General features: G+C 67.1%; 11 protein-coding genes. 8 read left to right on the top strand and 3 right to left on the bottom strand.

Annotation, left to right across the window (positions count from 1 at the left end; genetic code table 11):
- Window positions 1-72: 72 nt before the first annotated feature.
- Both A5732_RS09815 and A5732_RS09820 read right to left on the bottom strand, forming a co-directional pair.
- Window positions 73-1,203 (bottom strand): alpha/beta hydrolase, encoded by a 1,131-nt coding sequence (locus tag A5732_RS09815; RefSeq protein ID WP_142256585.1) that lies wholly within the window; start codon window positions 1,201-1,203, stop codon window positions 73-75.
- Window positions 1,204-1,217: 14 nt separating this feature from the next.
- Complete coding sequence (locus A5732_RS09820) at window positions 1,218-1,853, bottom strand: TetR/AcrR family transcriptional regulator (RefSeq protein WP_076052254.1); 636 nt, start codon at window positions 1,851-1,853, stop codon at window positions 1,218-1,220.
- A 96-nt stretch (window positions 1,854-1,949) separates the two neighbouring features.
- Between A5732_RS09820 and A5732_RS09825 the strand changes: the two genes are divergently transcribed.
- The 6 genes from A5732_RS09825 to A5732_RS09850 all read left to right on the top strand — a co-directional run bounded on the left by A5732_RS09825 (window position 1,950) and on the right by A5732_RS09850 (window position 9,603).
- Window positions 1,950-2,531, top strand: coding sequence for a VOC family protein (locus A5732_RS09825; RefSeq protein ID WP_064953676.1), 582 nt, complete (start codon window positions 1,950-1,952; stop codon window positions 2,529-2,531).
- Window positions 2,532-2,561: 30 nt separating this feature from the next.
- A complete protein-coding gene (locus A5732_RS09830) occupies window positions 2,562-3,110 on the top strand; it encodes a hypothetical protein (protein WP_076052255.1) in 549 nt (182 codons plus the stop codon).
- 451 nt (window positions 3,111-3,561) lie between these two features.
- Entirely contained in the window at window positions 3,562-5,037 is a 1,476-nt protein-coding gene (locus A5732_RS09835; protein WP_076102083.1) for a condensation domain-containing protein, read from the top strand.
- 2 nt (window positions 5,038-5,039) lie between these two features.
- Window positions 5,040-6,389 (top strand): hypothetical protein, encoded by a 1,350-nt coding sequence (locus tag A5732_RS09840; RefSeq protein ID WP_076102084.1) that lies wholly within the window; start codon window positions 5,040-5,042, stop codon window positions 6,387-6,389.
- Between the two features lie 383 nt (window positions 6,390-6,772).
- A complete protein-coding gene (locus tag A5732_RS09845) occupies window positions 6,773-8,248 on the top strand; it encodes a condensation domain-containing protein (protein WP_076102085.1) in 1,476 nt (491 codons plus the stop codon).
- 2 nt (window positions 8,249-8,250) lie between these two features.
- Complete coding sequence (locus tag A5732_RS09850) at window positions 8,251-9,603, top strand: hypothetical protein (RefSeq protein WP_076102086.1); 1,353 nt, start codon at window positions 8,251-8,253, stop codon at window positions 9,601-9,603.
- A 15-nt stretch (window positions 9,604-9,618) separates the two neighbouring features.
- Here the strand turns inward: A5732_RS09850 and A5732_RS09855 are convergent, their stop codons facing one another.
- Window positions 9,619-10,281: a TetR/AcrR family transcriptional regulator gene (locus tag A5732_RS09855; RefSeq protein ID WP_076052259.1), complete on the bottom strand. Its 663-nt coding sequence runs from the start codon at window positions 10,279-10,281 to the stop codon at window positions 9,619-9,621.
- 84 nt (window positions 10,282-10,365) lie between these two features.
- On the opposite strand from A5732_RS09855, the gene A5732_RS09860 reads away from it, so the two are divergent.
- Both A5732_RS09860 and A5732_RS09865 read left to right on the top strand, forming a co-directional pair.
- Window positions 10,366-11,277, top strand: a complete 912-nt coding sequence (locus tag A5732_RS09860) for an oxygenase MpaB family protein (RefSeq protein WP_076102087.1) — start codon at window positions 10,366-10,368, stop codon at window positions 11,275-11,277.
- A 91-nt stretch (window positions 11,278-11,368) separates the two neighbouring features.
- Window positions 11,369-12,485 (top strand): PPE family protein (locus A5732_RS09865; protein ID WP_076102090.1); only part of this gene is annotated, 1,117 nt, incomplete at its 3' end.

Below are 12,485 nucleotides of genomic sequence, written 5' to 3' on the forward strand. Positions count from 1 at the left end.
CCAGTCGGTTGGTTGACGACACGGGCTGGCGGCTGTCCGTCGCAGGCACCCGGGACCAAATGGCGAGAACTCTCAGCGCCACCGCTTGCCGATCCATTGGGCGATCATGTCGGCCTGCTCGCCGCGCGCCCCCGGGGTGGTGAAGTAGTGGTCGGTGTCCACCGAGGCCTGCGTCTTGTCGGTGCCGGCGAGTGCGTCGAAAATGCGTTGGGCGTCAGAGGGAAACACCCCGGTATCGGCCTCGGCGTTGATCACCAGGGCGGGACAGCTGATCCGGGCCAGGTGCGGTTCGGCGCGGGTTTGGGCCACCCGCAGGCTCCACATGCTCAGCCAGTTGCGCAGCGTGCAGGCCGCCGCGATCCCGTGCGCCGAGCGGTTCGCCTTCACCGGGACGCCCGCGTAGCACATGTTGGGTTGCCGCTTGGTGGGCTCGATGCTGGGGTCGACCATGCGGGGATCGGCCCAGGTCCGCATCACGGAAAACGGGCGATCGGAAAACCCCGCCGCGCGAACGCGTTTGAGCTCGGTTTCGGCCCAGTCGGTGATCGCGTGGTTGCGCGCGCTCTGCGCGCTGCGGTAGCGGGCGAGGAACTCCGGCGAGTACGGCGGGCCGTTGCGCTCGTTGAACAGGTCGAGGTCGGCGTCGGTGGCCACGGGATCATTTTCGTCGACGACGGCGGCGTCCATCCAGGCTGTGAGCACCTCCGGGCGTCCGGGATGGGCGGCGGTGGCCACGTAGCCGTCGGCCGGCGGCAATTCGGTCAGCCCGGCGGCCGGGCGCATCCCGTCCAGGGGGGTGACGTTCGGTTCGACCGCCTGTGACTGGTAGGCGGCCATCAACGATCCGCCACCCGAATTGCCCAACAGCACCACGGTATCCACGCCCTGGACCTCGCGCAGCCAGCGCACCCCGACGCCGATGTCGACCAGCGCGTGGTCGAGCAGGAAGCTGCTTTCGAAGCCGCGAAACCTGGTGTTCCAGCCCAGAAACCCGACGCCGCGGGTGGCCATGTAGTCGGCGAGATAGTGCTCGGAGAAGTCGATCTGATAGTGCGTGGCGATCATCGCCACCTTGGGTTTGCGCCCCACCCCCCGGTGATACAGCCCCTGGCACGGGTGCCCGCCCGCGCCCGCGCGCCCCGCGGTGGGCGACGACACCCCGATGAATTCGCGGATCACTCCGGCACCGGTACGACCAGTCAATTCAGCGGTCCCCCTTACGCATAGATGGCCCGGTAGTAGATGTTGGCCAGGGTCTGGATGCAGGCCTGATCGTCGGGTTCCACCGCACGCGCCCCACCGAGCTGGATGTAGCAGAACTGGTTGAACATCGCCACGATGGCCTCGGCGATCAGCCGGGGATCGTCGCCGCGGCAACGGCCCTCGGCCTGGGCGCGCCGGACCGATTCGGCGATGAAAGAGATTGGTATCTCACAGATCTCGGCCCAGTATTGGGCGAAGTCGTCGCTGATCATCGCCAGCTGCGACACGCTGATCACCTCGGCGAGCCGGTGGCGGTAGGTGTGCCAGTGCGCGGCGGCTGCGGCATGAGCGCGCTCCCGATCGGACAAACCATGTTCGGTCACCGACAGCGCGCGCTCGTTGGCCTCGTCGCGGAAGCGCAGCGCCCACTGGCGCACCATCGCCTCTTTGGAGTCGTAGTAGTTGTAGAACGACGCCGCCGAACGTCCGGCCTCCGCGGCGATGTCGGCGATGGTCGTGGCGAGCACACCCTTGCGCGCGATGACGGCCCGGGCGGCCGCGTCGATGGCGGCCTGCGTGCGCCGGCCGCGAACGGTGGGAAGTTCGGCGGGCCGGCCGGCCCGGCCAGCAGGGGACGCCGCCGTCGACACCTGCGCACCTCCCTGGGCCAAAACTGAAACTGATGTTAGATTCAGATTCGGATCTTGGCCAGGATCGTCAAGCCGGGGACCGAGGGGAGCCACCAGATGATCAAGCCGCACAACACCAACACGGAATTCGAACTCGGTGGGATCAACCATGTCGCCCTGGTGTGTTCGGACATGGCGAAAACCGTCGACTTCTACAGCAACATCCTCGGCATGCCGCTGATCAAATCGCTGGACCTGCCCGGCGGCGCCGGCCAGCATTTCTTCTTCGACGCCGGCAACGGCGACTGCGTCGCCTTTTTCTGGTTCGCCGACGCCCCCGACCGGGTGCCGGGGATCTCGTCGCCGGGCGCCATCCCAGGCATCGGCGACATCACCAGCGCCGTCAGCACCATGAACCATCTCGCCTTCCACGTACCGGCCGAGAAGTTCGACGCCTACCGCCAGCTCCTCAAGGACAAGGGGGTGCGGGTCGGGCCGGTCCTCAACCACGACGAAAGCCCCATGCAGGTGTCCGCCACCGTGCATCCCGGGGTCTACGTGCGCTCGTTCTACTTCCAGGACCCGGACGGCATCACCCTTGAATTCGCGTGTTGGGTGAAGGAATTCGAAAGCGGCGACGTCCAGGCGGTGCCCAGGACCGCGGCGGACCGGCGGCCCCCGGTGGGTGCCGCCCACTGATTCGACCGGGCCGAGCCCGAGGATGTTCTGATGACCGACGGCATTCTGACCGACGCGCAGATCGCGGCGCTGACGCCCGAGCAACGGCGGGAACTGATCACCCGCCTGGAAATGCCGCTGGGTGACGTGATCGACCCGGACTTCCTGGCGCGGGTGCGGCGCATCCGGCTGAGCCTGATGGTCGGTGGCTCCATGGCGATGGTTCCGTGGCTGGGGTATCTGGCGGTGACGCTGCCGGAGAACTACGTCGCGCACAACTGGCCGATTACCTGGGTCGGCTTCGACGTGCTGCTGGTCGCCTTCATGCTGACGACGGCGTTGCTCGGATACCTGCGCCGCCAGCTGCTGGTGCTCGCCGCCTTCACCACCGGGGTGTTGCTGATCTGCGACGCCTGGTTCGACCTGATGACGGCCGGCCCCAAGGACATCTGGCTGTCGGTGATCACGGCGCTGCTGATCGAGGTGCCGCTGGCGATCTTCATGATCACCAGCGCGGTGCGCATCCTGCGGCTCACAATGACCCGGTTGTGGTTGCTGCATCCCGGCATGCGGCTTTGGAATTTGCCGCTGTTCCCGTGATACGGGGGAGGTTTGGCTCGAGCCGCCCGGGTTCGAGGCCATGCCGGCCCCGCGAACGGGCCGAACAATGGTATCCCGAGTTGTAGACGCGGACAGGCGAATCGGCGATAAACCGCCCTCGCTGGATACTTTTTGGTACGCGTGCGCCACCCATCGGGCCGGCCGCACCACCGTAAGCGAAAAAGATTACCGCCGCGGAGACATTCGCGCGGGAGAATGCGAGTCTTCACAAAACCGCGAAATCATCGCCTGCGTCAGCTAGCGTCCACAGCAGCGACATAGGGGGTGTAAGCGACGCGGTAGTTCAGCAGAATATACCGAAAAGTACGTCGCGAGATTTCAAGCTCGAAACCAACACAAGATTCGTCAAAAGCCAAGCGCTAATCGCACTTTCACCACCTCCCAGACCGCACAACAGATGTCGGTATCTCACAGCACAAGGACTCGACGAATGGTCGCACTCGGAAACATCAACGAATGGCAGCCGCCACACGGCCCGGTTACCATGTGGATGGCCGCGCCTACGGCGCTTGAAGCGGCGCGCGCCGCACGCCGAGGTGATCTGGCTCCGAGTTATCAACAGAACCAACACCTCTGGGCCTCCTATCACGGCAAGAACCTGAGCCGGCAGCTGCCGCGGCTGATGATCGTGGCGTGGGACATTCCCGGCATCTGCGACCTCGAGGCGATGACCGCGACGATCAATGCCCATGTGCGCCGCCAGGACACGTATCACTATTGGTTCGAATTCGACAACGGAATCTTCGTGCGCCACGAAATCGAGAATCCCGAAGACATCGACTTCGTCCCGGTGGCGCTCGGCGAGATGACTCCGGACCAGGTGCGCACCCACGTCCTGACTGCGACTCCGGAGACCTTGGAATGGGGCTGCTTCACCTACGGAATCGTCCAGGCCGCTGACTATTTCACGTTCTATGCCAGTGTCGACCACCTGCACATCGACGGCCTTTCCGCCGCACTCATCTTCCTCGACATCCACCTGATGTATCAGGAGCTGGCGCAGAGCGGGCATCGTGCCGCCGCGCTGCCCGAGGTGCGGAGCTATCGCGCCTACGTTGCGCGGCAGCGCGAGAAGGCCGCGGCGCTGGACCTGTCGTCGCCCGAGATCAAGGACTGGATCGCATTCGCGCGTGACACCGACGGCGACTGGCCGAGTTTCCCACTGCCGCTGGGCGATATCTGGGCGAGCACCAAGGGCGATCTGCTGACCGTCGAACTGATGGACGCCGCCGAGACCGAGGCCTTCGACGCCGCCTGCGTCGCGGCCGGCGCCCGGTTCATCGGGGGAGTCCTGGCGTGCGCCGGTCTCGCCGAGCACGAATTGACCGGCAAGGACACCTATCACGGCTTCACGGCCAAGGACACCCGCAGGGCCGGTGTCGACACGATGACCGTGGGGTGGTTCGCCAGCTTGATCCCGATCACCGTGCCGACGGCCGGCGAAACGTTCGCCCAGGCGGCCAGGGCCGCGCAGAAGTCGTTCGACGACTCCCAGCGCCTCGCGGACGTCCCGGTCGAGCGGGTCCTGGAATTGGCCTCACCGGACGAACTGGGCATCAAGCTGCCCACGCAACTGCCGATGATGCTGTCCTTCCTCGACTTTCGCAAGATTCCCCTCAACGGGTTGTGGGCGGAGACGAAGTTCGGCACCTACGGCGACAGCCTTTCGCACGGCGGGATCAACATGTGGATCAACCGCCAGGCCGACAACACCACGGTGACGATGTCCTTCCCGGACAACGCAATCGCACGCGAGTCGGTGCTGCGCTACATCGCGACGCTGACCCAGGCATTCGTGCGCGTCGCCCAGCCCACCGCGGATGAGCCGGTCGTGGTTGCGCCCCAGGTGAATTCGGAAGAACCCTACCCGCTCCCGCCGCACGCGGGCGACCACGAAGCGGCATAACAATGAGTAACGTGCTAGACCTGGCCGACCAGACCCTTTTTCTCGGTGAGCGGGCGACGGGAGCCACCAGCCTGCTGCAGTGTGTGTGGGTCTACGACCACGCCGTCGACATCGACGGGCTGCGCGAGTTCCATCGCCACCTGGGGAAGGGGCGACTGTCGCGCCGGATCGAACGGTCTCCCTTGCCGTTCGGGCGCCATCGCTGGGTCGCGCCGAACGACCGGTGCGCCCTCGAGATCGTCGGCACGCCGCGGCGACGCGACGAGATCGACGCGTGGCTGGCTGAGCAGGGCACCAAACGGCCGGACGCCGAGCACGGCCCCGGCTGGCACCTGGCGGTGCTCCCACTCACCGACGGCGGCGCGGCCGTCAGCCTGGTCACCACGCATTGCCTCACCGACGGCGTCGGGCTGTGTGAAACGTTGGCGGACGCGGCGTGCGGGCGCGACGACGCGATCCGCTGGCCGGCCGCGGCGGCGCGCCGTCGGTGGCGGGCGGTGCGTGAGGACGCCCGCCAAACCGCGCACGACACGGGCGATGTCGCTCGCGCGATCGGCGCGGCGATCCGAATGCTCCGGCAGGGCCGCGACGCCGTGCAATCGGCGTCGGCCGAGAAGCCCCCTGCGCCGCCCATCGCGGGGGACGACCGCATCACCCTGCCGATGACCACGTTCTTCGTCGACGCCGACGAGTGGGACAGCCGCGCCGGCGCCCTCGGCGGGACCAGCAACGCGCTGCTCGCGGGACTGGCCGCCCGGCTCGCCCAGCGAGTGGGACGGGTCGCGGCGGACGGCTCGGTCAACGTGGGGATGCCGCTCAACGAACGCACCCCCGGCGACACTCGCGCCAACGCGGTCACGAACGTCGACGTCACGCTCAGGTCCTCGGCGATCGGGACCGACCTGCGCGAGATCCGCGCCGTGATCAAGAACGCGCTGATCCGCCATCAGGACGTGCCCGACGAGCGCTGGGCGTTGCTGCCGCTGGTTCCGCTGATCCCCAAGCGGATCTTCCGGCGACTGATCAGCGTGGTCACGGGCGGCGCCACCACCGTCGTGTCGTCCAACCTCGGTGTCCTCGACCCGGCGGTGAATCGGCCAGACGGCAGCGACGCCGACTATTTCGCGATGAAGTCGGTGTACCCGGGCGTGACCCGTGCAACGATGCACCGCACCAACGGAGCGCTGGCGTTGTTGTCGGGACGGGTGCACGGCCAGGTCTTCGTGTCGGTCCTCGGTTATCAGTTGGGTCACCGAAACTCGAACGAAGATTTGCGGCAGGCCATCTCCGGCGTGCTGGGCGATTTCTCGCTGACCGCCACCACGGGCTGGCGCACGCACAGCCCGGTGTGAGTCCGGGGCGGAGCACTGGGCGCCCGCACGTATTTTCGATGCCGTCATTAAATCTTGGGGCGGCGATCGAGCGGGCTCAGGCCGAATTGCGCAGGTAGGCGGGCTATTCCGCGGCTCGGCGCCCGGCGCAGACGCTCTCCATGCAGTGTGACGCTCCTCACATCTGGGGCACGTTTGTGGCCTATTCGACTAGCGTCAACTTCCGCACACAGGGGGCGCATAGCGACGCGGCAACTTCAGTCCGCATGCCGAGAAACGTCGTGACAATTCCCATAAGCGGGACTCATGCTGCGCGGAGGGTCATCGGCCGACGCCCGATGACTCATTCGCTTTCCCTTGCTGCGCAACAAATGTCGGCACTACGGGAGGGACGACTTAAGCAAATGGTCGCACTCGGCAACATCACCGAATGGCAACCACCGAACGGTCCGCTCACCATGTGGACGCCCGCGCCCGCGTCGCATGGCGCGGCCCGGGCCGCGCGCCGCTCTGAGCTGGCTCCGAGTTACCAACAGAATCAACATCTTTGGGCCGCCAACATCGGCAACGCGATGAGCAGGCAGCTACCCCGCCTGATGGTCGTGGCGTGGGACATCCCCGGCGTATGTGACGTTCCGGCGATGACAGCAACCATCAACGCACACGTCCGCCGCCAGGACACCTACCACAATTGGTTCGAATTCGAGGACGGCCAAATCGTGCGCCGCACGATCGATGACCCCTCCGTCATCGATATGGTTCCGGTGCCGTTCGGGCAGATGAGCGCCGATCAGGTGCGCACCCACGCACTGACGACCACCCCGGAAACGCTCGAATGGGGTTGTTTCACATTCGGTGTCGTCGAGCACCCCGACTACTTCACCTTCTATGCCAGTGTCGACCATCTGCACATCGACGGCTTGTCCGCCGGGCTGATCTTCGTCGACATCCACCTGACCTATCAGGAACTGTCGCGGGGCGCACATCAGCCGCAGCCCCAACTCCCGGAGGTCAGGAGCTATTGTGACTACGCCGCGCGGCAGCGCAAGAAGGCTGCGACCCTGGATCTGTCGTCGCCCGAGATCAAGGATTGGATCGCGTTCGGCCGCGACACCGACGGCAACTGGCCGAATTTCCCACTGCCGCTGGGGGATACCTGGGCGAGCAGCAAGGGCGACTTGGTCACGATGGACTTGCTGGACGGGGCCGAGACCGAATCTTTCGACGCCGCCTGCCGGGCGGCCGGTGCCCGGTTCATCGGGGGGGTCTTGGCGTGCACGGCCCTGGCCGACCACGAATTGACCGGCAACGAGACCTATCACGGGTTCACCGCCAAGGACACCCGGCTGCCGGGCGTCGACACGATGACCGTCGGCTGGTTCGCCAGCCTGATCCCGGTCACCGTGCCGACCGGCGGTGTCTCGTTCGGTGAGGCGGCCCGTGCGGCCCAGAAGTCCTTCGACGCCGCGAAAGGTCTTGCCGATGTCCCGTTCGAGCGGCTCTTGGAGCTGGCGACACCGGATGACCTGGGGATCAAGCTGCCGACGCAGCTGCCGATGATGCTGTCCTTCCTGGACTTTCGCAAGATCCCCCTCGCCGGACTGTGGGCCGAGGCGAATTTCGGCACCTATGGTGACAACCTGTCGGCCGGCGGCATCAACATGTGGATCAACCGGCACGCCGAAAAGACCACGGTGACAATCTCGTTCCCGGACAACGAGATAGCGCGCGAGTCGGTGCATCGCTACATCGCGACCCTGACCGAAGTGTGCGTGAACGTCGCAAGGATGGCGTCGGTGGACCCGGATGTTGCTGCATCCCAGGGCGATTCGGGCGAGCAGCGGGACTTCGCCGACGAAGACGACACCGAGGCGGCCTAGGCATGAACAACGTGCTGGATCTGGCCGACCAGACCCTCTTTCTGGGGGAGCGGGCGACGGGCACCACCAGCGTGGTGCAATGCATCTGGGTGTACGACAGACCCGTCGACATCGACGGCCTGAAGAGGTTTCATGACCACCTGGGCAGGGGGAGGTTGGCCCGCCGGATCGAGCGGTCCCCCTTGCCGTTCGGCCGGCACCGCTGGGTGTCGCCCGGCGAGCAGCCCGGCCTCGAGATCGTCGCGAGGCCACGTCCGCGTGAGGAATTCGACGACTGGTGCGCCGAGCAGGCCGGTAAGCGGCCGGACGCCGAGCACGGACCCGGCTGGCACCTCGCGGTGCTCCCGTTCACCGACGGCGGGGCGGCGGTCAGCTTGGTCATCACGCATTGCGTCAGCGACGGCGTGGGACTCTGCGAGGCGGTGGCGGATGCGGCGTCAGGACGCGAGGCGGCGGCGCGCTGGCCCGCCGCCGGGTCACGGCGGCGGTGGCGGGCGCTGCGCGAGGATGCTCGCCAAACCGCCCGTGACACACCCGATATCGGTCGCGCGGTCGCCGCGGCCGCGCGCTTGGCCCGGGCCGGCCGCCCGGGTGGCGGAGCCGTCGCGCCACCGCCCGCCCAGCGGTCCGCGCGATTGGCCGGACCGGACCAAAGCATCATGCTTCCCGCCGCGACGCTCTTCATCGAAGCCGACGAATGGGACGCGCGCGCCCACGCGCTCGGAGGGAGCAGCAACGCGCTGCTGGCGGGCATGGCGGCCCGACTCGCCCAGCGGGCGGGGCGGGTCGCCGCCGACGGTTCGGTCAACGTGGGGATGCCGGTCAACGAGCGCACCCCGGGCGACACGCGCGCGAACGCCGTCACGAATGTCGACATCACGATCGAGCCCGCGCATGCGATGGACCTGCGGGAGATCCGCGCCGCGATCAAGCGAGCGCTGGTTCGCCATCAGGATGTGCCCGACGAGCGGTGGGCATTGCTGCCGCTGGTGCCGTTGATACCCAAGCGGGTATTCCGGCGGCTGATCAGTGTGGCCACCGGTAACGCAACCGCCGTCGTGTCGTCCAACCTCGGTGTGCTCGACCCGGCCGGCAACCGGCCGGACGGCACGGACGCCAACTACTTCGCCATGAAGTCGCTGTACCCGGGTGTGACCAGCGCGACGATGCAGCGCACCAACGGGGTGCTGGCGTTGTTATCGGGACGGACGCACGGACAAGTCTTCGTCTCGTTTCTCGCCTACGAGCCGGGCGCAGAAAACTCGGACGACGGCTTGAGACAACATATTTCGAATACGTTGAGTGACTTCTCGCTTACCGCCACGACGGGCTGGCGCACGGTCAGCCCCGTGTGAGCCCGTGCTGGGACGCTAGGCGTCCGCGCGTGTTTCGGTGAGGCGGTACAGGTTTGGCTCGGCGAGCTCGTCGAGCAGCGCCGCCAACTGATCGACGAGCTGGTTCGGTTCGAGCTGGACGTCACCGGCCAGCCAGGCGCTGATGGTTTGGCCGACGCCGCCGACCACGAAATGCGAGGCGGCCTTGATGCGTTCGTTCGCCGGGACCTGTAGCGAGTGGCCGACGTGCTGACCCGACAGCATGGCGAACAGCGCGCTGGACTCGACGCGTTTGCGCACGATCACCGGATCGGCCAGCTGCGTGCTGAACACCAGCCTCCCCACGCGGGGGTCTTCGGTGATGGTGCGCACGATGTTGGCCATGCAGGCGCGGGTTTGCTCGGCGGCCGGCACCGCCGCGACCGCCGCCTGGGTGGTAGCGGCCAGCTCGGCGATAACCCAGTCGAACACGCACGCGACGAACTCGTCCTTGTCGGCGAAGCTCTCGTAGAAATACCTGGCCGCGAGGCCGGCACTGCGGCACACGCCGCGGACGGTGACCGCCGAGATGTTCTGTTGCTCCGCCCCGAGCAGGTCCAGGCCCGCGGCGAGCAACCGGTTACGGCGGGTGGCCAGGCGCTCGGCGGCCTCGACCCCGCGGTACGGCCGGGCGCTGGACGTCTCGCTCATGGCAACCATCTTGACACTAACGCCCGGCCGCGACAATATCAGGAAACAAGTGTTCGCACATTAGCGGACAAGCGCTGCGGGAGGACCTGACGAATGGCAATTCACGAGCCGGTGCACCAGCCCATTGGGCACGTCGAGCGCCGAGCCACCGACCCGCCCCGCCCGCAGCGGCGGCGGCGGCGGCGGCGGGCGCTGGGGATCGACGAGGGTTTGATGGGCGTCGCCTTGCTGGCGGGCCCCGCGAACGTGATCATGCAACTGGCCCAGCCCGGCGTCGGATACGGCGTGATGGAGAGCCGCGTCGAAAGCGGCCGCGTCGACCTGCACCCGATCAAGCGTGCCCGCACCACCTTCACGTACCTGGCCGTCGCGACCAACGGCAGCGACGCCCAGAAGGACGCCTTTCGCCGCGCGGTGAACCGCGCTCACGCGCAGGTCTATTCGACCCCCGAAAGCCCGGTGTCCTACAACGCGTTCGATCCCGCGCTGCAGCTGTGGGTCGGGGCCTGTCTGTACAAGGGCGGGCTCGACATCTACCGCATGTTCATCGGTGAACTCGACGGCGAAGACGCCGAGCGTCACTACCGCGAGGGCATGACGCTGGCCACCACCTTGCAGGTGCCGCCGAAGATGTGGCCGGCCGACCGTGCGGCGTTCGACCGCTACTGGGAAGAATCGCTGGCCAAGGTGCACATCGACGACGCCGTGCGCGAGTACCTGTTTCCCATCGCCGCCAACCGGATTCAAGGAGTGACCCTGCCGCGCCCGCTGCAGCGGCTCTCCGACAATTTCGCGCTGCTGATCACCACGGGCTTCCTGCCGCAACGGTTCCGCGACGAGATGCGGCTGCCCTGGGACGCGACCAAGCAGCGCCGCTTCGACCGCCTGATCGCCGTGTTGGCGACGGTGAACCGGTATCTACCGCGGTTCATCCGGCAGTTCCCCTTCAACGTCTTGCTGCACGACCTGGACCGCAGGATCAAGAAGGGCCGTCCGCTGGTGTAGCGCGCGGGGCGACAAGCTCGCCCCTTTGAAAACGATAATCATATTCATTAAGCTCTTCAGTCTGGTAACACTTCCAGCCTGAGGAGTGCCTATGACGGCGCCAATTTGGATGGCCTCGCCGCCCGAACTACATTCCGCGCTGCTCAGCAGCGGCCCCGGACCCGGGTCGTTGCTGGCCGCCGCCGGTGCCTGGTCGCAACTGAGTGCCGAATATTCTTCTGCCGCGGAAGAATTGAGCACGCTGCTGGCGGGAGTCCAGGCCGGCGCATGGCAGGGCCCCACCGGCGAGTCCTACGCGGCCGCGCACGCGCCGTACCTGGCCTGGCTGGCGAAATCGAGCGTCGACAGCGCCACGGCCGCCAGCCGGCACGAGGTGGCCGCGGCGGCGTACACCGCAGCGCTGACCGCCATGCCCACGCTGCCGGAACTGGCCACCAACCACGTCGTGCACGGTGCCCTGCTGGCGACGAACTTCTTCGGGGTCAACACGGTTCCCATCGCGGTCAACGAGGCCGACTACGCGCGGATGTGGACCCAGGCGGCCACCACAATGTCCACCTACCAGGCGGTGTCCGGCGCCGCGGTCACATCGACACCGCAGCCCGATCCGGCGCCGCCCATCGTGAAATCCGATGCCTCGAGCGATGATTCATCAGATCCCGACCACGACCCCACCATCGACAATCCGTTCAACGACTTCATCGCGAGGATCCTGAAGAGCTTCGGGATCGACTGGGACCCCGCCGAGGGCACGGTGAACGGGCTGGACTACGACGCCTACACGAACGCCGGGCAACCCCTCTTCTGGGTGGTGCGCGCCCTGGAACTGCTGGAGGATTTCGAGCAGTTCGGCTATTACCTGGTGCACAATCCCGCCTTGGCGTTCCAGTATCTGGTTCAGCTGGCGCTGTTCGACTGGCCGACGCACATCCTCGAGATCTTCATCAGCCAGCCCGAACTGTTGGCCCCCGCGCTGCTCCTCGCGGCCGCCCCGTTCGGTGCCGTCGGCGCTTTCGCCGGGCTGGCCGGCCTGGCCGCCATACCCCACCCCGCGCCCGTCCCGGCGCCCATGCCACCTCCCGCCCCGGCGCCGCCCGCCTTACCGGCGGTGGCCACGGCCCCGAGCCCCGTCGCGCCGGCCGCGGCGCCGGCCTCGGCCCCGGCGCCCCCGCCCACCCCCACCACGCGCACCCTGGCGCTGGCCGGTA

The organism is Mycobacterium colombiense (assembly GCF_001953985.1).
Taxonomy (GTDB): Bacteria; Actinomycetota; Actinomycetes; order Mycobacteriales; family Mycobacteriaceae; genus Mycobacterium; species Mycobacterium colombiense_B.

What these genes read in the sequence shown, in the direction of transcription:
- A5732_RS09825 (WP_064953676.1), top strand. Translation starts at nt 1,950, where the DNA reads ATGATCAAGCCGCACAACACCAACACGGAATTCGAACTCGGTGGGATC.
- A5732_RS09830 (WP_076052255.1), top strand. Translation starts at nt 2,562, where the DNA reads ATGACCGACGGCATTCTGACCGACGCGCAGATCGCGGCGCTGACGCCC.
- A5732_RS09835 (WP_076102083.1), top strand. Translation starts at nt 3,562, where the DNA reads ATGGTCGCACTCGGAAACATCAACGAATGGCAGCCGCCACACGGCCCG.
- A5732_RS09840 (WP_076102084.1), top strand. Translation starts at nt 5,040, where the DNA reads ATGAGTAACGTGCTAGACCTGGCCGACCAGACCCTTTTTCTCGGTGAG.
- A5732_RS09845 (WP_076102085.1), top strand. Translation starts at nt 6,773, where the DNA reads ATGGTCGCACTCGGCAACATCACCGAATGGCAACCACCGAACGGTCCG.
- A5732_RS09850 (WP_076102086.1), top strand. Translation starts at nt 8,251, where the DNA reads ATGAACAACGTGCTGGATCTGGCCGACCAGACCCTCTTTCTGGGGGAG.
- A5732_RS09855 (WP_076052259.1), bottom strand. Translation starts at nt 10,281, where the DNA reads ATGGTTGCCATGAGCGAGACGTCCAGCGCCCGGCCGTACCGCGGGGTC.
- A5732_RS09860 (WP_076102087.1), top strand. Translation starts at nt 10,366, where the DNA reads ATGGCAATTCACGAGCCGGTGCACCAGCCCATTGGGCACGTCGAGCGC.